At 64.7% G+C, this 22,485-nt stretch carries 20 protein-coding genes; 14 read left to right on the top strand and 6 right to left on the bottom strand.

Going from position 1 to position 22,485, the window contains the following annotated elements; translation table 11 throughout:
* The first annotated feature begins 80 nt into the window (after positions 1-80).
* From AC1DS6_RS27930 to AC1DS6_RS27895, 8 genes are all read left to right on the top strand, one after another.
* Complete coding sequence (locus AC1DS6_RS27930; RefSeq protein ID WP_477103620.1) at positions 81-1,697, top strand: ABC transporter substrate-binding protein; 1,617 nt, start codon at positions 81-83, stop codon at positions 1,695-1,697.
* 158 nt (positions 1,698-1,855) lie between these two features.
* Positions 1,856-2,860 carry an ABC transporter permease gene (locus AC1DS6_RS27925; protein WP_035859607.1) on the top strand — a complete coding sequence of 335 codons (1,005 nt, stop codon included), beginning with the start codon at positions 1,856-1,858 and terminating at the stop codon, positions 2,858-2,860.
* Positions 2,857-3,696: an ABC transporter permease gene (locus AC1DS6_RS27920; RefSeq protein WP_035859582.1), complete on the top strand. Its 840-nt coding sequence runs from the start codon at positions 2,857-2,859 to the stop codon at positions 3,694-3,696. The genes AC1DS6_RS27925 and AC1DS6_RS27920 overlap by 4 nt, the downstream gene beginning before the upstream one ends.
* An 18-nt stretch (positions 3,697-3,714) precedes the next feature.
* Complete coding sequence (locus tag AC1DS6_RS27915) at positions 3,715-5,352, top strand: ABC transporter ATP-binding protein (protein WP_477103619.1); 1,638 nt, start codon at positions 3,715-3,717, stop codon at positions 5,350-5,352.
* 154 nt (positions 5,353-5,506) lie between these two features.
* Positions 5,507-5,824 carry a cupin domain-containing protein gene (locus AC1DS6_RS27910; protein WP_441631414.1) on the top strand — a complete coding sequence of 106 codons (318 nt, stop codon included), beginning with the start codon at positions 5,507-5,509 and terminating at the stop codon, positions 5,822-5,824.
* Between the two features lie 114 nt (positions 5,825-5,938).
* Positions 5,939-7,018, top strand: coding sequence for a histone deacetylase family protein (locus AC1DS6_RS27905; protein WP_441631438.1), 1,080 nt, complete (start codon positions 5,939-5,941; stop codon positions 7,016-7,018).
* Positions 7,015-7,944, top strand: a complete 930-nt coding sequence (locus AC1DS6_RS27900) for a DMT family transporter (RefSeq protein WP_441631412.1) — start codon at positions 7,015-7,017, stop codon at positions 7,942-7,944. The genes AC1DS6_RS27905 and AC1DS6_RS27900 overlap by 4 nt, the downstream gene beginning before the upstream one ends.
* Before the next feature lie 236 nt (positions 7,945-8,180).
* On the top strand, positions 8,181-9,179 hold the full coding sequence (locus tag AC1DS6_RS27895) for a Bug family tripartite tricarboxylate transporter substrate binding protein (RefSeq protein ID WP_441631410.1): 999 nt from the start codon (positions 8,181-8,183) through the stop codon (positions 9,177-9,179).
* A gap of 169 nt (positions 9,180-9,348) precedes the next feature.
* Here the strand turns inward: AC1DS6_RS27895 and AC1DS6_RS27890 are convergent, their stop codons facing one another.
* The 3 genes from AC1DS6_RS27890 to AC1DS6_RS27880 form a co-directional block, all read right to left on the bottom strand.
* On the bottom strand, positions 9,349-9,822 hold the full coding sequence (locus AC1DS6_RS27890; protein WP_441631408.1) for an aminoacyl-tRNA deacylase: 474 nt from the start codon (positions 9,820-9,822) through the stop codon (positions 9,349-9,351).
* Positions 9,823-9,944: 122 nt separating this feature from the next.
* Complete coding sequence (locus AC1DS6_RS27885) at positions 9,945-10,895, bottom strand: LysR family transcriptional regulator (protein WP_441631406.1); 951 nt, start codon at positions 10,893-10,895, stop codon at positions 9,945-9,947.
* Positions 10,896-10,995: 100 nt separating this feature from the next.
* The gene (locus AC1DS6_RS27880; RefSeq protein WP_477103618.1) at positions 10,996-11,928 is read right to left on the bottom strand and encodes a LysR family transcriptional regulator; all 933 of its coding nucleotides are present in this window, start codon (positions 11,926-11,928) and stop codon (positions 10,996-10,998) included.
* 128 nt (positions 11,929-12,056) lie between these two features.
* On the opposite strand from AC1DS6_RS27880, the gene AC1DS6_RS27875 reads away from it, so the two are divergent.
* Both AC1DS6_RS27875 and AC1DS6_RS27870 read left to right on the top strand, forming a co-directional pair.
* Positions 12,057-13,052, top strand: coding sequence for a Bug family tripartite tricarboxylate transporter substrate binding protein (locus tag AC1DS6_RS27875; protein ID WP_477103617.1), 996 nt, complete (start codon positions 12,057-12,059; stop codon positions 13,050-13,052).
* A gap of 26 nt (positions 13,053-13,078) precedes the next feature.
* Positions 13,079-14,269, top strand: a complete 1,191-nt coding sequence (locus AC1DS6_RS27870) for a M24 family metallopeptidase (RefSeq protein ID WP_477103616.1) — start codon at positions 13,079-13,081, stop codon at positions 14,267-14,269.
* Positions 14,270-14,332: 63 nt separating this feature from the next.
* Here AC1DS6_RS27870 and AC1DS6_RS27865 read toward each other — a convergent pair whose 3' ends face one another.
* On the bottom strand, positions 14,333-15,970 hold the full coding sequence (locus AC1DS6_RS27865; protein WP_477103615.1) for a phospholipase D family protein: 1,638 nt from the start codon (positions 15,968-15,970) through the stop codon (positions 14,333-14,335).
* A gap of 940 nt (positions 15,971-16,910) precedes the next feature.
* Here AC1DS6_RS27865 and AC1DS6_RS27860 point away from each other — a divergent pair.
* From AC1DS6_RS27860 to AC1DS6_RS27845, 4 genes are all read left to right on the top strand, one after another.
* Positions 16,911-17,231, top strand: a complete 321-nt coding sequence (locus AC1DS6_RS27860; protein ID WP_035874525.1) for an H-NS histone family protein — start codon at positions 16,911-16,913, stop codon at positions 17,229-17,231.
* Positions 17,232-17,376: 145 nt separating this feature from the next.
* Complete coding sequence (locus tag AC1DS6_RS27855) at positions 17,377-17,775, top strand: lysozyme inhibitor LprI family protein (RefSeq protein WP_441631395.1); 399 nt, start codon at positions 17,377-17,379, stop codon at positions 17,773-17,775.
* Positions 17,776-17,936: 161 nt separating this feature from the next.
* Positions 17,937-19,094 carry an acyl-CoA dehydrogenase family protein gene (locus AC1DS6_RS27850; RefSeq protein WP_477103614.1) on the top strand — a complete coding sequence of 386 codons (1,158 nt, stop codon included), beginning with the start codon at positions 17,937-17,939 and terminating at the stop codon, positions 19,092-19,094.
* Between the two features lie 187 nt (positions 19,095-19,281).
* Positions 19,282-20,100: a M78 family metallopeptidase domain-containing protein gene (locus AC1DS6_RS27845; RefSeq protein WP_477103613.1), complete on the top strand. Its 819-nt coding sequence runs from the start codon at positions 19,282-19,284 to the stop codon at positions 20,098-20,100.
* 29 nt (positions 20,101-20,129) lie between these two features.
* On the opposite strand, the gene AC1DS6_RS27840 is transcribed toward AC1DS6_RS27845, so the two are convergent.
* Both AC1DS6_RS27840 and AC1DS6_RS27835 read right to left on the bottom strand, forming a co-directional pair.
* Positions 20,130-21,440, bottom strand: a complete 1,311-nt coding sequence (locus AC1DS6_RS27840) for an MFS family transporter (RefSeq protein ID WP_035874514.1) — start codon at positions 21,438-21,440, stop codon at positions 20,130-20,132.
* 505 nt (positions 21,441-21,945) lie between these two features.
* A complete protein-coding gene (locus AC1DS6_RS27835) occupies positions 21,946-22,350 on the bottom strand; it encodes a hypothetical protein (protein ID WP_035874511.1) in 405 nt (134 codons plus the stop codon).
* Positions 22,351-22,485 lie beyond the last annotated feature (135 nt).

Raw genomic sequence — 22,485 nt, 5'->3', positions numbered from 1 at the left:
AGGTGCCATGGACCCAGGCAATCGAAGTTAGTCGTCTTCCGTATCCGCAGATCACGATCACCACCACAGGAAACTGACCGATGAAACACCTCACCCAACACCTGAAAAAGAGCTTTGGCAAAAGCCTGGTGTCGATGGCGCTGGCCACCGCCGGCCTGGCCCTGGCACCGGTACTATTGCCCGCGGGCAACGCTGCCGCGCAGACCGCCGGCGGCACATTGTCCGGCATCGTGCAACCCGAACCGCCGATCCTGATCAGCGCGATGAACTCGCAGGCGCCCACGCAATACATCGCCGGCAAGATCTACCAGGGCCTGCTGACCTACGGCCCCGACCTGAAGCCGCGCCCGGAACTGGCCAAGTCGTGGAAGATCTCGCCCGATGGCCTGACCTACACGTTCGAGTTGCAGAGCGGCGTGAAGTGGCATGACGGCAAGCCCTTCACCTCCGCCGACGTGGTGTTCTCGATCGACAAGATGCTGCGCGAAGTCCACGTGCGTACCCGCGCGGTGCTCAACAAGTACGTGGAGTCGATCCGCGCGGTGAACGACAGCACGGTCGAGATCAAGCTCAAGGAAGCCTTCCCGCCGTTTATCTCGATGTTCGAGACCGGCACCATGCCGATGATGCCCAAGCACATCTACGACGGCACCGATTACCGCAACAACCCCGCCAACCAGAAGCCCGTCGGCACCGGCCCCTTCGTGTTCAAGGAGTGGAAGAAGGGCGCCTATATCAAGCTGGCCAAGAACCCCAACTACTGGAAGAAGGGCAAGCCCTACCTGGATGAGCTGGTCTTCTACGTGATCCCGGATTCGGCCTCGCGCGCGGTCGCCTTCGAGAAGGGCGACGTGCAGGTGCTGCGCGGCGGCGACGTCGACAACGTGGACGTCAAGCGCCTGCGCACGCTGCCCAATGTGGAATACACCACCAAGGGCTGGGAGCTGTTCTCGCCCATGTCGAACCTGCTGATGAACACGCGCAAGCCGCCGTTCAACAACGTCAAGGTGCGCCAGGCGGTGATGCACGCGCTCAATCGCAAGATGATCGTGGACAACATCTTCTTCGGCATGGGCAAGCCGGCGATCAGCCCGTTCGCCTCGGCCACGCTGTTCTTCGACAAGAACACGCCGGCCTATGATTTCAACCTGAAGAAGGCGCGCGAGCTGATCAAGGAGTCCGGCGTCAACGTGGGCCAGTACCCGGTCAAGATCCTGTCCACGTCCTACGGCGCCAACTGGGACCGCCTTGACGAGTACATGAAGCAGATGCTGGAACAGCTCGGCTTCAAGGTCAGCATCGAGTCCGCCGATGCCGGCACCTGGTCGGCCCGCGTCAGCAACTGGGACTTCGACCTGACCGCCACCTACACCTACCAGTACGGCGATCCGGCGCTGGGCGTGGAACGGCTCTACGTGACCAAAAACATCGTCAAGGGTACGCCGTTCGCCAATGTACAGGGCTACAGCAATCCGCAATCGGATGAACTGTGGGCCAAGGCCAGCATCACCATGGACCCGGCGGAGCGCCAGAAGCTCTACACCGAGGTGCAGAAGATCCTGATGACGGAAGTGGCCGCGGGCAACCTGTTCGAGCTGGAGTTCCCCACGCTGTACCGCAAGAACGTCAAGAACCTCGTGACCACCGCCATCGGCCTGAACGAGTCGTTCGACAACGTCTCCATCGAGAAGAACTGAGTACGCGAGTACGAAGCCGCCAGTAAGTTCGCGCGCCGGGCAACCCGCCCGGCGCGCGCGAGATGGTGCCGGCCAAGCCCGTCGCCGCCGCGCTCCGCCAGGACTGCGGTGATGGCGCGGCCGGCCCGGGCCCAGCGTTTGCCCGTGTGGAGCATGCCGTGAATTTTCTCTCTTTCCTGCTATCCCGGCTGTGGAAGGCCCTCGTGGTCGTCCTCGGCGTGGTCATCATCAACTTCTTCCTGATCCGCATGGCGCCGGGAGACCCAGCCACCGTGCTGGCGGGCGAGGCCGGCGCGGGCGATGCCGCCTTCGTGGGCCAGTTGCGCCAGCAGTTCGGGCTCGACCAGCCGGTGCTGACGCAGCTTGGCATCTACCTGAAAGGCGTGGCCACGCTCGATCTCGGCTACTCCTATCGCAATCACCTGCCGGTGCTCGACCTGATCCTGGACCGGCTGCCCGCCACCATCGTGCTGATGAGCGGCGCCTTCGTCTTCTCCCTCGTGCTCGGCGTGTTCCTGGGCGTGGTCTCGGCGCGCACGCGCTATGAGAACAAGCGGCGCTGGATCGACAGCGCGGTGATGTCCGGCGCGCTGCTGCTGTACGCCACACCGCTGTTCTGGCTGTCGCTGATGGCCATCATCCTGTTTTCGGTGGTGCTGGGCTGGCTGCCCGCCTTCGGCATGGAAACCATCGGCGCCGGCTATACCGGCATGGCGCGCGTGCAGGACGTGGCGCTGCACATGATCCTGCCCACCATCTCGCTGGGCTGCTTTTTCATGGCGGTGTATGTGCGCCTGACGCGGGCGTCGATGCTGGAAGTGATGGGTATGGACTTTGTCAAGACCGCGCGCGCCAAAGGCGTGCCCGCCGGGCGCGTGATCCGCGTGCATGTGCTGCGCAACGCATTGTTGCCGGTGATCACCTTTGCCGGTATCCAGCTTGGCCAGATGGCGGGCGGCGCGGTGCTGACCGAAACCGTCTTCTCCTGGCCGGGCATCGGCCGGCTGATGTTCGATGCCCTGCTGCAGCGTGACTACCAGCTGCTGCTCGGCATCTTCTTCGTCACCTCGGCGCTGGTGGTGTTCTTTAACCTGGTGACGGACATCGTCTACCGCTTTATCGACCCGCGCATCTCGGTGGGCGGCAAGGGAGCCACGGCATGAAAGCCTTCGCACAACGTTATTGCCGCAACTACGGCGCGGTGATCGGCCTGGTCGTGCTGCTGCTGGTGGTGGCCGTGGCGCTGCTGGCGCCGGTGCTGTACGAGGAGTCGCCCTGGCTGATGGTGGGCGATCCGCTGGTGCGCCCGTTTGCCGAAGCGGCCTTTCCCTTCGGCACCGACATGCTCGGGCGCGACATCACCGCCGGCATGCTGTACGGCGCGCGCGTCTCGTTGCTGGTGGGCGTGATCTCCACCGGCGTGGCGCTGGTGTTCGGCATCCTGATCGGCTCGGTGGCCGGCTATTGCGGCGGCCGCATCGACGACGCGCTGATGCGCTTCACCGAGTTCTTCCAGACCATTCCGCAACTGGCGATGGCAGTGGTGATCGTGGCGATCTTCAATCCCACTATCTACTCCATCGTGGCCGCCATCTCGGTGGTGTCGTGGCCGCCGGTCGCGCGGCTGGTGCGCGGCGAGTTCCTCACCCTCAAGCAGCGCGAATTCGTGCAGGCCGCGGTGGTGATCGGGCAGAAGCCGCTGAGGATCATCCTCACGCAGATCCTGCCGAACGCCATGTCGCCCATCATCGTGTCGGCCTCCTTCATGGTGGCGACCGCGATCCTGACCGAGTCGGCGCTGTCCTTCCTGGGCCTGGGCGACCGCAACATGATGAGTTGGGGCTTCATGATCGGCGCGGCCCGCACCATGATCCGCGAAGCCTGGTGGATGAGCGTGTGGCCCGGCGTGGCCATCCTGCTGACGGTGCTCTCCATCAACCTGATCGGCGAAGGCCTGAACGACGCCATGAACCCGCAACTGCGCCGCCGAGGCGAGTAAGCACAAGGAATACGCACCATGCAAGCACCAGACAAGCTACCGCTGCTATCCGTGCGCGACCTCACCATCGCGCTGCCCGCCGGCGGCGACCGCGCGCACGCGGTGAAGCACGTGAGCTACGACCTGCACGCCGGAGAGATCCTCTGCATCGTCGGCGAGTCCGGCTCGGGCAAGTCGATGAGCGCCAACGCCATCATGGGCCTGCTGCCGCCCTACCTGAAGCCGCGGGGCGGCCAGATCCTGTTCCAGGGCAAGGACCTGCTGGCACAGGACGAGCAGACCCTGCTGTCCATGCGGGGCAAGGAAATGGCGATGGTGTTCCAGGAGCCGCTATCGGCCCTGAACCCCGTGATGACGGTAGGCGACCAGATCGCCGAGGTCATGCGCGTGCACGACGCCTGCCCGGGCGAGGCGCGTACCCGGCGTGTACTGGAGTTGCTGGCGTTCGTGGGCCTGCCCGATCCCGCTACGCTGATCCACAGCTATCCGTTCCGCCTGTCCGGCGGGCAGCGGCAGCGCGTAGTGATCGCCATGGCGCTCGCGCTGGAGCCGGCGCTGCTGATCGCCGACGAACCCACCACGGCGCTCGACGTCACCACGCAGGCCCAGATCCTGGCGCTGATCAAGCGCATCCAGGCGGAGAAGGGTATGGGCGTGATGTTCGTCACGCATGACTTTGGCGTGGTGGCGGAGATCGCCGACCGCGTCGCGGTGATGGAGAAGGGCGTGCTGGTGGAAGTCGGGACGGTGCAGCAAGTGCTCAACCACCCGCAGCATCCCTATACCCGCCGCCTGATCGGCGCGGTGCCGCACGGACGCGCCAAGGCGCGCGACCAGCAGGCGGCCGAGATCGTGCTGGATGTGCGCGGGCTGCGCAAGACGTACTCTTCCGGCGGCGGTCTGTTCAGCAAGAAGCGCGTGGTCAACGCCGTGGACGGCGTGAGCTTCAGCGTGCGGCGCGGCCAGACGCTGGGCATCGTCGGCGAATCCGGTTCGGGCAAGTCCACCATCGGCAAATGCCTGCTGAAGCTGACCGATATCGACGGCGGCGAGCTGCTGTTCGACGGGCAGGATATCGCGCGCCTGTCCGAGCGCCAGTTCCGTCCGCTGCGCAGCGACGTGCAGATGATTTTCCAGGACCCGTTCGCCTCGCTCAACCCGCGTCATACGGTGGGGCGCATCATCACCGACGGCCCGGTGGCCAACGGCGTGCCGCTGGCCAGGGCGCAGACCCGCGGCCGCGAACTGCTGCAGCTGGTAGGGCTGGAGGCGTCCGCCTTCGACCGCTATCCCAACCAGTTCTCCGGCGGCCAGCGCCAGCGTATCGGCATCGCGCGTGCGCTGGCGCTGGAGCCGAAGCTGCTGGTGGCCGACGAATCCGTCTCCGCGCTCGATGTCTCGGTGCAGGCGCAGGTGCTGCAACTGCTGAGCGACCTGCAGAAGCGGCTCGATATCGGCCTGATCTTCATTACCCACGACTTGCGTGTTGCCGCCCAGATCTGCCACCACGTGATCGTGATGCACAAGGGCAAGGTGGTGGAGTCCGGACCGCCCGGCCAGATCTTCGACGCGCCGCTGCACGATTACACGCAGCGGCTGATTGCCGCGATTCCTGGCAAGGAGTGGGACCCGACGCTGATCCGCGCCGCTGCCTGAAGCCGCGCGCGCCATGCGGCCCGCGAGCGCGCCCAGGTGCTGCGCGCCAGGTACGAACTGATGCTGGCCAACGCCCGCGACCTCGCCGGGCGGGGTGGACCGCTAAGCCGCCAGGCCTTTGCCACAACACATATCGCTTTCAAGAGCATCCGCCATGAGCAGACCCCAGGCCGTCCCCACCGTGCAGGTCGACAACGACCGCGTGGTCGTCACCGAGTGGCGCTTCGCGCCGGGCGCGGAGACCGGCCATCATCGCCATGGCTACGACTACGTGGTGGTGCCGATGACCACCGGCGCGCTGCGGCTGGAGACGCCGGCCGGCGAGGTCGTCAGCCAGCTCGTGGCGGGCCGCGCCTACTACCGCGGCGCGGGCGTGGAGCACAACGTGATCAACGCGCATGACGGCGAATGCGTGTTCGTGGAAATCGAAATCAAGCAAACCGCCGCGCAGCCGCCCGCCACGGGCGACTGAGTGGCAAGGGGTCCAGGCCGGCGATAACGACAACGCGCAAGCTCAGGCGACGTGGTGCCAGGGGCGCCACCCGGCGGCCCGGAAACCGTGAGTCTCACCTTTACAAAAACCATCATGCGCGCCTTCTTCTCGGATGACCAACTGCTGCACCAGCCCCGCCAGTTCATGCGCGCGGGCCGCTTGTGCGAACCTACCGACGTGCCCGCCCGCGCCCACGCGCTGCAACGTGCGCTGGCCGGGCGCGGCATTGCGCTGGCCGAGCCGGCGGACTTCGGCCGCGCGCCGCTGGAGGCGGTGCACAGCCCGGCATATCTCGATTTCCTCGGCTACGCTTACGAACGCTGGATGGCGCTGGCGCGCCCCGGCTTCGAGCCGGGCATCGAAGTGCTGCCAAATCTCTCCCCGTACTACAACGGCCGCGTAGACCAGCCGCGCCGCGTGCCGTGCCCGACCGATTCCATCATCGCGCAGGCTGGTTACTACCTCGGCGACCTGAGCGCGCCGCTCGGGCCGCATAGCTGGCGTTCCATCCTGCGCTCCGCGCACAGCGCCGTGGCCGCGGCCGGGTACGTCTGCGAGCAGCAGGACCGGCAGGGTGTCGCGTACTCGCTGTCGCGCCCGTCCGGCCACCATGCGCACAGCGACCGCGCGGTGGGCTTCTGCTATGTCAACAACTCGGCCATCGCCGCCGAGACGCTGCTCAAGCGGTTCGACAAGGTAGCGGTGCTCGACGTGGACGCCCACCACGGCGATGGCACCCAGCAGATCTTCTACCAGCGCTCCGACGTGATGACGATCTCGCTGCACGCCGACCCCAGCGCGTATTACCCCTTCTATACCGGCTACGCCAACGAGCGCGGCTATGGCGCGGGCTACGGCTACAACCTGAACTTCCCGCTGCCGCACGACACCGGGGATGCCGGCTTCCTGGGCGCGCTCGACAACGCGCTCGACGCGCTGCGCGACTACCGGCCGCAGGCGCTGGTACTGGCGCTGGGCTTCGACACCTATATCCACGATCCCATCAGCGTATTGCGCGTCGGGCTGGACGCGTACCGTGGCATCGGTGAGCGCATCAATGCGCTGGGCGTGCCCACGGTGGTGGTGCAGGAGGGCGGCTACGAGGTGGAGGCGATCGGTCCCGCGCTCGACGCTTTCCTGTCTGGCCTTGTCCCTGCGATGGCCGGGGTATGAGCGATCCGGGGCACGCAGGCGCAGCGGGCTGGTGGCGCGGTGGCCTGATCTTTCTCTGCGCGGTGGCGTTGTTCGCCACCGTGGATGCCACCGCCAAGCATCTGGTGGGGCGCTATCCCGCGCCTTTCCTCAATGCTGTGCGCTATGCCATTACCGCCACCGTGGCCATCGCCATGCTGGCGGGCTCGGGACGCCTGCGCTTCTGGCGCACGCCCCACCGCGGGATGCTGGCGCTGCGCGGCGTGATGCTGGCGCTGGTGGGCACCTGCTTCATGACCGCGCTGCTGTGGATGCCGCTGGCCGAGGCCACGGCGATCTACTTCATGTCGCCGCTGGTCATCGTCGCGCTCTCGCCGTGGCTGCTGGGCGAGCGCGTGGGGCCGCGCAAGTGGGTGGCGGTGGCGGCGGGCTTCGCGGGCATGCTGCTGATCGTGCGGCCCGGCGGGGAACTGTCGGCAGTGGGCACGGTGCTGATGGTCGCCGCGGCGGTGGCGTATGCCCTGCTGCAGCTGCTGACGCGGCGCCTTGCCGGGAAGGTGGAGGCGGGCGTGCAGTACGGTTTCGCGGCGGTGATCTGCATGATTGCCACAGGGTTGCCGGCGCCGTTCTTCCTGCCCGCGGCATGGCCTGGCATGGCAGACTGGCTGGCCATTCTCGCCATGGGATTCATGAGCGCGATCGCACAGGTGCTGCTGATCCTCGCTCTGCAGCGCGCGCCGGCATCCACCGTGGCGCCGCTCAATTATTGCCATTTGCTGCTGGCGCTGGTGTACAGCGCGCTGTGGTTCGGCCGCTGGCCGGATGGTCCCGCCATGGCGGGTATCGCGCTGATCATCGCAGCCGGGCTGTCGCTGACGTTGCCGCAGCGGGCCGGGGCCGATGCGGGAAATCGCCTTCGTTCCACTTCCATCGCGGAATCATCATGAGTGATTTGCGCGCGCCCAAACCGGTGCGCCGCGCAGGCAATATGCACTAACGGCGGAAGGCCGGATACCCAACACGGTGCGCCAGCATCTCAAAGCGATGGTAGCGATGGGGGCGGCTTGGTCGCGCCCTGGAAATGCCGGAGTTTACTGCGAGCCGGATGGCACGGGGCTTGCTGCTGATGCGTATCCGCCGTCCTTTGGATCACGACGGTTCACTACCAGAAGCCAGGAATCCCATGACCTTCCCTTTGCTCCAAAGCCGCACCGTTGCCGCGCTGGCCGCCATGCTTGCCACCAGCCTCATTGCCGCCGCCCCTGCCTCTGCCCAGGCCAGGCATGACTGGCCCACTCAGCCGGTGCGCATTGTCGTCCCCTTCCAGGCTGGCTCCGCCACCGACCTGATCACACGCCAGCTCGGTATGGGCCTGGGCCGCGAATATGGCCAGACCTTCGTGGTCGAGAACCGTCCCGGCGCCGCCGCCATGATCGGCAGCGAGGCCGCCGCGCGCGCGCCCGGCGATGGCTACACGCTGCTGATGTCCGGTCCCGCCTCCATGGTGACCAACCGCTTTCTGTACAAGAAGCTCAGCTACGATCCCGATGCTTTCGAGAAGGTCGCGGTGGTGGCCTTCACGCCGAATATTTTGCTGGCCAGTCCTGACCAGCCCTTCAAGACGCTGCCGGAAATGATCGCCTATGCCAAGGCCAATCCGGGCAAGCTGACCTACGCCTCGTTCGGCGCCGGTACCACCTCGCATATGGCGGGCGAGATGCTCAAGGCGCTGGCCGGAATCGATATCGTGCACGTGCCGTACAAGGGGGCGGGGGAGGCGATTCCCGCACTGCTTTCGGGACAGGTATCGATGTATTTCGATACGATCATGACGGGCCTGCCTTATGTGAAGGCGGGCAAGTTGCGGGCGCTGGGCGTGTCGAACAGCAAGCGTTCGGCGATGGCGCCGGAGATTCCTACGATTGCCGAGCAGGGGTATCCGGGGTTCGATATTGCGCCTTGGTATGGGATCGTTGCGCCCAAGGGCACGCCGGCGGAGGTGGTTGCCAAGTTGAATGCATCGATCAACAAGCTGCTTAAGGATCCAGGCTTTCGGGAGAAGCTGGCGGCTACTGGTGCCGAGCCGCGAGGGGGCTCGGTGGCGGATTTTGGGGCGATGGTTGGGGCGGAGATTCCGCGGACGGAGAAGTTGGTCAGGCAGGCCGGGGTTAGTTTGCAGTAGGGTGGTTTGGTGAATTGCAGTGTTGGAGGCTTTGACGTCAAAGGCCTTACTTCAAAAGCTTAAAGTCAAAGGCAGTTTCACCACCCCTGCGCGGCCTGGTAGGTAAACCTTCACGGCTCGCTTTGCATCGTGCTGTGTGTGGCCCGCTCGCGGGCCACACTTCGGTTTGCTACATCATGCGGCGCGAGAAATGCCCTTGTTCTGCTCCTGCCATCAGGTCTGCGAACTGGTCGCCGCTCATGTGGACGAGTTGCTGGTGGTCGCCTGCCTCGAAGAATACTTCCGGCTGGGCCAGCAGGCTGTCATCGAGATAGGTGTGCATGCCGTAGGCCATGGCGACTGGCGGAATGGCGCCGAGATCGCAATCCTTGAAGACTTCGCGGATTTCGTCTTCATGCGCCAGTACCAGCGTGCGCCCGGTTTGCGCGCAGATGGCGGCGAGGTTGAGGTGGTGGCTGGACGGGATCACCGCGGCTACGTAGCCGATGTCATCCTCCAGCAACAGGGTCTTGGCCAGGCGATCTCCGGGAACGTGCGCAGCCTCTGCAGTGGCCATGCTGCTGAGGGTGTAGGGATGGCGGATGGTGTCGAAACGGCTGTTCCTGCTGTTGAGGCAATTTGCCAGGGTGGTAGCCAAGGCCATGATGCGTCTCCTTCGCTGTACGTGCGGCGGCCACGGGGGCGGGCCCCTGCGTTTCCTACTATAGTCCGTGCCCCCGCCGGCTGCGCTGCTATCCGCCTTGCCCGCGTTGCCTCGCGTCGCCGTCATGCCTCGTCGTCCGCTTGCGCGGGGGCGGCCTGGCGCGGCTGGGGCCACAAAGCCTGCAATTCGGTCTTGAGGAAGTTCAGCAGGTAACGCGTGGCCATGGTCTGGTAGCGGTTCGGCATGGTCAGCATATAGAGACGGCTACCGAATACGCTGATCTGGTAGTCCGCCAGCACGGGCAGCAAGGCGCCCGTGTCGAGCTCCGCGCCGACGGCGTAGAGCGGGAAGATGCCCAGGCCGAGATCGCCCATCACGCCATCCTTCAGGAAGGCGAAGTTCTCGGAACTCAGCGTGGGCTCCAGCGACACTTGCTCGCGTGCGGCGCCGCTGCCATTGCCGCGCGTGCCGAAGGCCTTGAGCTTCTGGCCGATGGGCGAGGCGCAGACGATGGCGTGGTCCTTGAGATCGGCCAGCTCGCGCGGAGGCGGCTGCGTGGCCAGGTAGCCTGGCGATCCGCACACCACCCATTCGACCACGCCGATCTCGGTCGCTACCACTGAATCCGGTGGCGTGGAGATGATGCGCAGCGCCACTTCCACATCCTCGGACACCAGGTTGTGGATGCGGTTGTCGAACACCACGTCGAGCGTGATGTCGGGATAGCGGTGCTTGAACTTCACCAGCAGCGGCGACAGCATCGAATGCCCCAGCCCGGTGGGTACCGACAGGCGTACGTGGCCTTGCAGGCTCTTGCCCATGCTGTTGATCAGCGCGTTGGCCGCCGCCACTTCGCCCAGGATGTTGCGGCCGTGCTCGTACAGCCCCGCGCCCACTGGCGTGGGTTCGACATGGCGGGTGGTACGGCGCAGCAATTGCACGCCCAGTTCTTCTTCAAGGGCCTTCAGGTGGTAGCTCACGTTGGCGCGGGTCATCTTGAGCTTGCGCGCGGCAGCCGAGAGGTTGCCGGCGTCGACGATGTCCACGAAAAGGCGCAGGGCGTTCAGGTCCATGTGGCGGGTTGGTTCCTTCGGGTGAAAACGTGCCGGCAGGCGCCGGCACGGCAGACAGTGTAGCTTTTGCGGCGGGCGGCGCCGTGCGCGGCCTCTGGCGCTATAGCGACTGCGCGACCTCCTTGAACGACTGCACGAGCTGGCTCAGCCCAGGGCTCTCCGCATTCCTGTTCCACAGCATCCCGAGCGCGCTGAAGGCGACTTCCGGCGTCATCCGCACGCATTCCAGCAGGCCCATCGCGGCATAGTGAGCGGCGACCGACCCGGACAGCACGGTCAGGTATGGCGACTCGCGCAGCAGCATCTGGATGGTGATGATGGAAGCGGTCTCGATGCGCGGCATCGGCACCGGGGTGGCGGCGTGCATGAACGCATCTTCCAGCCGCGTGCGCATCAGGGTGCCGGCCGGCGGCATGATCCAGTCGTAGGCCGCCGCCTGCGCCCAGGTCGGCTTGCGCTTTCGCGCCATCGCATGGCCCGGGCTTGCCACCACCTTCACGGTGTCTTCCATCAGCAACTCGCTGGCGAAGCCGGACTTATGAGCGCGGATGTCGAGCGGGCCCAGTATCAGGTCCAGTTCGCGGCGCCCCAGCCGCTCCAGCAAAGTCTCCAGCGTGGCCTCGACCACATGGATGAAGATGCCCGGCATCTGGCGCTGCAGCCGCGCAATGCCCTTGGGCAGGATCACCGGCGCGGCGGAGAGGATGGAGCCCACATGCAGGCGCCCCACCAGACCGGTGCGGATCGTGCCGAGTTCATCGTTTACGCGGCGCACATCGCCCAGCATGCGCAGCGCGTGACGCCGCAGCACTTCCCCGGCCGGCGTCAGTTGCAATTGTCGTCCGCGGACAAATAGCGCGGTGCCCACCACATCTTCGAGGTCCTTCAGCCAGTGAGAGACCGCGGGCTGCGTCATGTGCATCGCCTCGGCGGCCGCGGTGATGCCGCCGGATTCCACCAGCGTGAGGAAAATCTCCAGGTGGCGCAGCTTCATCCGGCGTGCCCAGAGGATGTCGTCAAGGTTCCATGTCATGCACGAATGCTAATGGAAGTCTCAAGTTATTTCATTATTAATTCATGAATAGGCTATGCATAATCGGTCGTGGATTTCACTTCGATGACATGCCCGGCGCGGGCTGGGACGACAACCGGGAGTGCAGCGTGAGGACATGGAAAAGCAGGGCGGTGGCAGGCGCGCTCGTGATGGGCGCCATAGCCGGTTTGCAGTTTGGCGCGGCATCCGCGCACGCCGATGCGGTGTACCCGGCCAAGCCGGTGCGCCTGGTGGTGCCGCAAGCGCCGGGCGGCGGCACCGATGTGGTCGGGCGGCTGTGGGCCGATTACATGTCGCGCCATCTCGGGGCGCCGGTGGTGGTGGAAAACCGGGCCGGCGCGAACGGCGTGGTGGCGGCCAGCTTCGTCGCCAAGCAGGCGCCGGATGGCTATACGGTAATGGTGGCGGGCATTTCCTATCTCGCTTTCAACCCGTATATGTACAAGGCATTGCCCTATGACCCGCAGAAGGATTTCGACGGCGTCAGCCTGCTGGTCAATACGCCATTCCTGCTGGTGGCCAGCCCGTCCACAGGGATCAAGTCGCTGGAGGATCTGGCGAGAGCGGCAAAGGCGAAGCCGGCGGAATTGAATTTTGCCTCGGCGGGGAAAGGCAACTCGACCCACCTCGTCGTTGAAATGCTGGAGCAGCGCCTGGGCCTGCAACTGACCCACGTGCCATACAACGGCGCGGCGGCCGGACTGACGAGCGTAATGGGAAACCAGACGCAATTGATGGCAGATGTGCTGAACACCGCCGCGGTGCAGGCGAATGGCGGCAAGGTGCAACCGCTGGCAGTTATCGGTACGCGGCGCGCATCGAGCGTACCCAATGTGCCCACGCTGGCCGAACTCGGCATCAAGGATTTTCCTTTGCCGGGCTGGTACGCGCTGGTAGTGCCGGCTGGCACGCCAAGGGTAATCATTGACCGGCTGAATGCGGAAACCCGGAAGTTCTTTGCCGATGCTTCGGTGAAAGCCAGGCTCGATGCGCTTCAGCTCGAGCCGCTGCCATCCAGCCCGGAAGCGGTAAAGGAATGGATGCAGCGCGATAGCAGGATCTGGGGTCCCCTGATCAGGCAACTCGGCCTGAGCAACGACTAGATTAGACAGCCAAAGGAAATACTGCCGTGCCAATACTTACCAAAGCCGTCTGGGACAGCCGCTATCGCAAGATGCTCGCCTTGATGGACGACATCCATGCCGATGCGATCATCTTCACCAGCAGCGACTTCTTTCAGTTCGCGACCAATTTCCACACCGATGTATTGCCCTGGGAGCGGCCGGTCTTTGCCGTGGTGCCACGCAATGGCACGCCGTTCCTGGTGATGAACGAGTTGTCCACCAACCATATGCGGTTCTCCCAGGAGCGGGAGAAAGTCTGGATTACCGATATCAGCTATTACGCCGAGCATCCCAGGCTGAGCCACCGCCTGCCCTTGCTCGGGCAAGTGCCGGAATTGCTCGCCGAGCGCCTTAAAGGGGCTGGCCTGGCGCGCTCGCGCATTGCTGTCGAAGGCGGCAGTGCCGTGCTGGCCGCCGCTGCCCGGCTGCTGCCCGAGCTGACGCTGCAGCCCGCCACGGCGGAATGCCGCAGCCTGCGCTGGCAAAAGCATGCGGAGGAACTCGCGGTGATGGCGGCCATCGGATCGATTTCCGACTGGGTCCAGGATCGCTACCGGGAAAATATCCGCCCCGGCAGGCTGGTGCAGGAACTGGATTTCGCCATGGCCTCGCTGTTCGTGCAGGAGGCGGCTGAGCGCTTTCCCGGCGAGCATTTCGAGGTGATCCGCTGCTGGACCCTGAGCGGTCCGGCATCGGCTTCGCCCCATGGCGACGGGGCCTCCTGCGGCGCGCGCATCAAGGAGGGCGACGTGCTGGTCAATATCGTGATACCGCGCCTCAACGGCCTGGCCATCGAAAACGAGCGGACATGGTTCTGCGGCCGGCCGGGCGACGAGCAGGTCAGGCTATGGACCGCGGCCCGGAACGCCAACGAAGCCGCCATTGCCGCGGCCCGCACCGGCAACCCAGTGAGTGCCATCGATGCCGCCGCACAGGCACAGATCGAGCAGGCGGGCTTTGGCGACTATATTCGCCATCGCACCGGCCATGCGATCGGCATCATCCATCACGAGTATCCGGAGGATATGGCCTTCTGCCACCGGCCTCTGCTCGATGACGAAGTGTATTCGGCTGAGCCGGGCATCTATGCCTATGGCATTGGTGGATTCAGGCTGGACGACACGGTCGTGGTCGGGCAGACGCCGCGCACGCTGACCTCCACGCCCAAGACGCTGGAATACGCGACCGTGCTTTAAAGCAATGCCATGGGCAGTGATTCAAGCCGTCACCGGCAAGCCAAGGACCAAGGACAACGCTGGCTACAACTCTTCCTGCAGCGGCAGCAGCCGCAGCAGGCCCTGGCCGAAATGCTGGAAGACACTCATGTCGGGTTCACTGTCGTAGGTCCGCAGTAGCCCGTTGTCGCGCGTTACCCAGACCAGCTTCGGCTCCCCGCCGGCGGGGTCTGGTTCCAGCATTACCTTGTAGGCCACATCAAGCAGCTTTTCGTCCAGCGCCGCGCCAAGCTGCGTGCACAGCGTCGCGTTGTCGACCACCACGCCCATCTCGGTATTGAGCCGGGCCGAGCGCGGGTCCAGGTTGAGCGAGCCGACGAACAGCAAGCGGCGGTCGACCATATAGCTTTTGGCGTGCAGGCTTGCACGGCTCTTGCTGATCAGGCTGCGGTGCCCTTCGTGCGCCATCTCCGCATAGGCCGACGGTTTGAGCTCGTAAAGCTGGATGCCTGCCGCCAGCAGCGCCTTGCGCGTGGGCGCATAGCCGGCGTGCACGGCGCTCACGTCGGTGGCCGCGAAGGAGTTGGTCAGGATACTGACGCGCACCCCGCGGCGCGCCATGCCGGCAAGCCAATCGACCGCTGATGCGTTCGGCACGAAATACGGCGAAACCAGTGACAGCTCCCGCCGGGCGCTATCCAACAGGTGCACCAGCTTGGGGATGGCGTGGCTGCTGTTGTCTTCGGGCGGAAGCGTGACCTTGACAGCCTGGTCCGCAATCACGGAGCCCTGCCCCCAGTAAGCGGGCAACTTGCCGCCTTCCAGCGCCTGCGCCATGCCGGAATCGAGCAATTCCCGCGCATAATCGCCGCCCCTGGCCTCGGCCGCATGTTCGTCCAGGTATGTGCGCAGGGCCTGCACCTCGGCTTGCGCATCGGCAGGGGCCGGCATCAGGCTGGCCACGGGATAGCTCGCCGCGCCATTCCAATAGTCATCGAACACGGCCGATACCTGCGGCACCACCGGGCCGCCGGCGAGCACATCGAAGTCGCTAAAGTCCGTTGCCGTACTGGCGGAGAAATAGGGGTCGCCGATATTGCGCCCGCCCACCACCGTCAGCTGGTTATCGGCGGTCATTGATTTGTTGTGCATGCGCCGGTCCAGACGCCGGAAATCAGTGGCGAACTCCAGCCAGCGCGCGCTGCGGTTGGCGAAGGGATTGAACAGCCGCACCTCGATATTCGGATGGGCGTCGATTGCCGCCAACTCGCGGTCCTGCCCGCTCAGGTGCAGGTCGTCGAGCAGCAGGCGCACCCGCACGCCGCGGTCGGCCGCGGCAACCACCGCCGCCAGCAAGGTCTTGCCGGTGAGGTCGCCGTCGAAGATGTAGTACTGCAGGTCCAGGCTGCGCTCGGCGCCGCGCGCCAGCGCCAGGCGTGCCACCAGCGCATCCGGCCCGGACGAAAGCGGGTAGAAGACCGATTGGCCAGGGTGCTGCGCCTGGCCGGGGGCGAGCGCCCTGCCCAGGCGCGTGCCGGCGGTGTCGGCAAGGGCTCGCGATGGCGTCCGGCTGGCCGGCTCAGGCAGGCTGGCGCAGGCCGTCAGCAGGGCGGCTGCCATTGCGCTGCCGGCAAACAGGCCGAAGCGGCGGAGCCAGCGTCCTTGCGCTTTCCCGGCGGCCACTACCTGCGCCTCATGGATTTCCTCCAGGCAATGCGACATGGTGTTTTCCCCAAATTGGCTGTGCCAATGCCCCAAGGGGGCGGCGCGTTTTGCAAGGTACCACCAGTCCGGTTGGCATGGAACTGAAAGATTTCTGGCCAGCCAGATCTCGTGGCACGCGCGCTGCTTTTTGGAAAGGCGCGGGCGCCAGAATCCATAAGCCGGAACGCTGCCTATCAAACGCCGCAGGCGTTCCAGGCTAAAACGCAATCAACCCGGAATTGGGCAAATGCCGGGTAAAAAAAGTCGCCACAGATGCATAAGCGAGGCTTCGGCAGCGCCGATTTGCTAGTGTTTCTGGCGCGCGGATTGCCCGGCATTTCTTGCTTTGACGATCATCGATCGCCAGCTTTCCGCGCGGTTCCAGGGTGGGATTGACGGCGAGGCACGGCCCGAATTGGATGGGAAAGTGGATACTGCTTAGCATCGTGGCCGAACCCTATGCCTTTGCCTGGCAATTTCCGGAAACCCGTGCTCGCCGGTTCAGCCTTCCTTATCACATTGGCATGGCCTGCACAATGTCCGCACATCGCTCGGATTAGTCGGGCATCGCGTTTGCCAACGACTTGCAAGACCGTCCTTTCAAAGACCTTTCGGACAGAGTTGTCTTATTGCATCTTAGTGCCGGCGGGTGATTGCGGCGCCGTGGCGCACGTCAATGCCGTTAGCAGCGTGCGGGAGCAAATTGTTGAGCCGCCTTTGCCGCGCAAGCTATTACTTGAATCCGGCAATGCGCACAGGTATTCGTCTGCTTCGACGGGGCATTCCGGCTGCCGATCCTGGGTGCAATGTGGGTGTCCGCCGGGCTTTTCAATTCGCTACAATTCGGGGCGGATGTATCATCTTCTTACGCGATTGGATTTTCTTTAATCAAACGTGGTAGGCTGTGCCAGCAAAATTTCCCCTATCATTGAATTAACACCGCTCCAGGAGAATCAAAATGGCGACTTACAAGCAACTGATCGCAGAAAAGGAAGCGCTCGAAGCCAAGCTGGCGGAGATGCGTGCTAGTGAAGTGGCGGGCGTTATTGCCCAGATCCAGGGGCTCATGGCGGAATACGAACTGACGGCTGACGATATCGCCCCGAAGCGCCGCCGGGGCCGCCCGGCAGCCAGCGCGAACGGCGCCGCGGCCAAGCCCAAGTCCAGCCTGCCTCCCAAGTATCGCGATCCCAAGACAGGCGCCACCTGGACCGGCCGTGGCCGCGCACCGGCCTGGCTGGGTAAGAACCGTGCCCGCTTCCTGATCGCAGAAGCCTGATCACGCAATAGCAGACTGAAAGCGCTGGCTCCAGCCGGCGCTCGCTTGCCCACATTTGTCCGCTTGCCGGGCATGGTGGCAAGCCAATGGCCGCGCCTTGTGCGCGGCCATTGGCGTCCAGGAAACAATTCCCCCAAGATTCGATATGAAAAAAGCGCTGCTTTCAGCGTTGCTGCTTGCCGCGTCCTTTGCCGCGCATGCTGACGAAAAACTGTTGTCGAAACAGTACGGGGCCTGCATGGAGCGCCCGGATGTCACTACTGCCGGCATGCACGAGTGCATTGCGGCGGAGACCGCACGGCAGGACAAGACCCTGAATACCATTTATAAGCGTCTGCAGCAGGCGATTTCGCCCGCCAGGAAGCCCAGGCTGCTTGATGCGCAGCGTGCATGGCTGAAGTTCAGGGATGCCAACTGCGATTTCCAGGCCGATCCCGACGGCGGCACGCTTGCTGGCGTCAATGCGTCCGCCTGTGTGATGCAGATGACGGCGGACCGGGCCAAGGAACTGGCCGACCTCGCCGTCGAAGCGGGAGCGCGCTGACCAGTCGGATCGGCCATGCGGCGAGGAATGCGCCGTTTTGGCCATATTCCACCGTTGTCAAAATTTGTTATCCATTCTGTTCAAGACCGGGGGGATTGTCAAAACCAGGTGACGGCGTACCATGTGGGCCACATCGTTGTTTGCTTTGACCGGAGACCCCCATGAGCCTGGATGCAGAATCCTTTTCGCTGCTGCGCGCGTCGGTGCAGCGTTTCATCGACGAACGCCTGAAGCCGGCGGAAGACACGCTCGAGGAAACCGACGACGTACCAGCCGATATCGTTGCCGACATGAAGGAGATGGGCCTGTTCGGGATCTCCATTCCGGAAAACTACGGCGGCATCGGTTTGTCGATGGCGCAGGAATGCGACGTGGTGTATGACCTCGGTCATACCGCTTTCGCTTTCCGCTCGGTATTCGGCACCAATGTGGGCATCGGCTCGCAGGGCATCCTGATGGACGGCACCGAAGCGCAGAAGCAGGAATATCTGCCCAAGATCGCCAGCGGCGAGCTGGTCATCTCGTTCGCGCTGACGGAGCCGAACGCGGGTTCCGACGCGGCTTCGCTGCAGACCAAGGCAGAGCTCGACGGCGATCACTACATCATCAACGGCACCAAGCGCTTCATCACCAACGCCCCGCGTGCCGGCGCCTTTACGCTGATGGCACGCACCGGCGGCGCCGGGGCATCGGGCATTTCCTCGTTCATCGTGCCGGCGAATACGCCGGGCATCTCCCTTGGCAAGCCGGACAAGAAGATGGGCCAGCGAGGCACCAAGACCTGCGACGTGGTGCTGGAAAACGTGCGCGTGCCTGCCGCCAACATCATCGGCGGCGTGCCCGGCGTGGGCTTCAAGACCGCCATGAAGGTGCTCGACCGGGGCCGCCTGCATATCTCCGCGCTGGCCTGCGGCATGGCGCACCGCCTGATTACCGATGCCGTGGCCTATGCCAAGGAGCGCAAGCAGTTCGGTCAGCCGATCGGCGATTTCCAGCTGATCCAGGCCATGCTGGCCGATAGCCAGGCCGAGCTGTATGCCGGCTTGTCGATGGTGCGCGACTGCGCCCAGCGCTACGATGCCAAGACGCCTGGCAAGAGCGATCCGGAAGTCAGCATGCTGGCCTCCTGCACCAAGATGTTCTGTACCGAGATGGTGGGCCGCGTGGCCGACCGCGCCGTGCAGATCCATGGCGGCGCGGGCTATATCGCCGAGTACAAGGCCGAGCGCTTCTATCGCGATGTGCGCCTGCTGCGCCTCTACGAGGGCACCACGCAGATCCAGCAACTGATCATCGCCAAGCAGCTGCTGCGCGACTGACCGGAAGACGCGAAGCGAGGCGGGCGCAAGGCCAGCCTTGCCGTTAGCGTGCGGACCCCCGGCCCGCGGCGCGCCGGCCGGTGTCCGCGCCGGGTCCGGGCAGTGTTCGTGCCGCGATGGCGCTGCGCCCGCGGGCCAACCGAAGCGCGCACGCGATGTCCTGTTGTATTCAACGGAGGCCGCCCCGATGGCAATTGCCGCTTTCAATTTTCCCGTTCCCAGTACTGACCACCTGCGCCGGCCGCACTCGTCCGGCAACGGCACGTGGACCGATGGCGCACCGTGCTACCCGATTATCGAAGCCCTGATGGCCGGCGCCGCGCGTGGGTCAGGCGCGCCGCTGGACTGTATCCGCCTGGCGCTGGACGCGGCCGGCGCGCTGGGCCGTGCCGATCCGGTGACCTCGGTCCAGCCGGCTCGCCTGCAAAGCTTCGACGGCGCGCTCTACCGCACCGGCACCGGCGCGTGGACCATCCTCCACAGCGATCGCCTGGCAGCGTCGGATGTGCGTTTCATGATCGCTTACCTGCTGGGCCGCCAGCTTCTTGGCGGCAGCGAGATGGACTACGTGGAGTGCGCGAACGCCGACGTGATGGTCATGCCGGAAGATGACTCCGCTGGCGGCCTGGCCTACGCCTTTGCGAGCCGGTTGCTGATGCCGCTCAATGCCTTCCGCCTGGCATTGCCCGGCGCGGTGGACCTGGATGTGCTGGCCGGGCTGGCCGAACGTCTCTGCCTGCCGGTGCATCATGTGGCGCGGCGCTGGTTGTCCTATACCTCCCGCAGGGCCCGGCTGACCTTGCGGCGCGACGGTATCACGCTCGGCACCTGGGCCAGCGAGACGGCATTCGGGCTGTGGGGCGAGGGCCTCGACGGCGCGAAGGGCTTGCGCGCGGCGCCACAGACGTTGCGGCTCGACGACGGCACCAGCATCGAGCTGGCCGTGGGCCCCAGGCATCTTGCTGCGCGGACCGGCGCGTACCAGTGCGCAGCCTTTCCCCGCTAACCCAGGCCACCCCCGGCCGGGCGCCGGCGTCAGTGTTCGTGATGCAGGTACTTGGCCTGCCGCGGCAGGCGGAAGCTGACCATGAACACGATCACCATCATCACCGTCACGTACCAGTAGAAGCTCGATTCGTGGCCCAGGGATTTCAGGTCCAGCGCGACGTATTCGGCGGAGCCGCCGAAGACCGCGTTCGCCACGGCATAGGCCAGGCCCACGCCCAGCGCCCGGATCTCCGTCGGGAACATCTCGGCCTTGACGATGCCGCTGATGGACGTGTACAGGCTGACGATGGCCAGCGCCAGGGAAATCAGCACGAAGGCGACGAAGGGACTGTGGACGCCGCCCAGCGCCGTGAGGATCGGTACGGTAGCCAGCGCTCCCAGCGCGCCGAACAGCAGCATATTGTTGCGCCGCCCGATGCGGTCGGAGAGCGCGCCGAACAACGGCTGCATGCACATGTAGAAAAACAGGCAGCCGGTCATCACGTAGCTGGCGGTCTTGATCGACATGCCGGCGCTGTTCACCAGGTACTTCTGCATATACGTGGTGAACGTGTAGAAGATCAGCGAGCCGCCCGCGGTGTAGCCGAGCACCGTGAAGAAGGCCGCCTTGTGATTGCGGAACAGCTCGGTCAGGGTGCCGGCCTCCTTGCTCGCGCGGGTGGCGGCAGAGGTGGTTTCGTGCAGGGTGCGGCGCAGGAAGAGCGCCACCACTGCCGTGACGGCGCCGATCACGAACGGAATGCGCCAGCCCCAGGCCTTGAGTTCCTGCTCGTCGAGAAACTGCTGCAGCACCACCACCACGAGCACCGCCAGCAACTGGCCGCCGATCAGCGTGACGTACTGGAACGACGAGAAAAAACCGCGCTGGCCCTTGAGCGCCACCTCGCTCATATATGTGGCGGTGGTCCCGTACTCGCCGCCCACCGAGAGCCCCTGCAACAGCCGTGCCATCAGCAGGAGCGCGGGCGCCCAGGCTCCGATGCTGTTGTAGGTGGGCAGGCTGGCGATCATCAGCGAGCCGCAGCACATCATCGTCACCGAGATCAGCAGCGAGTTCTTGCGGCCATGCCTGTCCGCGATACGGCCAAAAAGCCACCCGCCGATCGGCCGCATCAGGAAACCCGCGGCAAACACGCCCGCGGTATTCAGCAGCTGCGCCGTCGGGTCGGATTTGGGGAAGAAGGATCCCGCGAAATAAATGGCGCAGAACGCGTAGACGTAGAAGTCGAACCACTCGACGAGATTGCCGGATGAGGCGGCGACGATGGCGTAAATGCGCTTGCGCTTTTCCTCGGCGCTCGGCGGTGCGTCGAGAAGGGGGGCGGACAGGTCAGTCATGATTTGTCTCTTCCTTTCGGCATGCCGCCCCACGTGAAGAGCCGTGGTGCGAGATCGGCACGCAGGATTCCAGTGTAGTGCGCTTGCGCCGAACTGCCGGGCCGCCGTCAGGCCGGGAACTGCGTGGTGGACAGCACCTGCCTGAGCATCAGGAAGTCAAAGACCTGCCGCACGCTGGGCAGTTACACCAATTGCCTGGCGTGCAGGCGGTTGAAGCTTTCGCTGGCCCGAGTGCGCAGCAACCCAGTCCGTGACGGCCGATCCGCAACCGGCCTGGGGCCAAGCGTGGAGGGAGCCGGGGGAGGGGTGCGATGCCTGTGAAGAACGGCGTATCGCCTGGATTGGACCGGGAGGCGTCCGGTGCGCGGGGAGCATCGCCGCACATAAACGATGCTGGCCGCATCGCGCGGCTGGGCAAGCGCCGCTAAGCCGCTTCAGTTGCGAGGCGCCTGGCCTGGACGGCTGTTTTCGACGTGGATAGCGCCTCTTGCTACCACTTGCCGCCTTATTGCGTGGGTTCTTGCGTTTCTTGTGCTTCTTGCGGCCAGACTCCGTCCACATCCCTTAGCAGATGACCTGCCAGGATGTAGTCGCCCAGTCGGGTCGCCTTGGCTTCGAGATCAAGCAGTTCATGATCGGCCAGCGTGCCGAGATCGAACTGGCAATACAGGTTGCGCTGCCGGAAGGTGGTCTTGGTTTTGGCCAGGCCCTCGATCAGGGCTTCGCGCGAATGGACAGCAATGCTTTCCTGTCCGCGGTATTGCACTTTGATGCCGCGCTTTTCTCCGAGCCGGCCGAGTTCGACGGCGTCCTGCCATCCGGTTTCATAGTCCAGCTCAAGCGCCAGCACATCTTTCGATGCGAGAAGCCGAAGCGCTTCTGCTTTGCTGCTAGCTCGCACTATTGACATCCACACCTCTTATATCGTCTTATACTGTACGAATATACAGTCAACGCGTCATTGCGGCAAGGGGTTGCCCCCCGGCCCTTTGGACTACTCTTGGGCTACCGCGCCGGCGGCGTCTTCCGCCGCCCCGCGGTACCG

It is taken from the genome of Cupriavidus sp. 05L310, from assembly GCF_056398185.1.
Note: the sequence above shows the minus strand (reverse complement) of the source record. Positions and strands in the feature narration are given on the sequence as shown.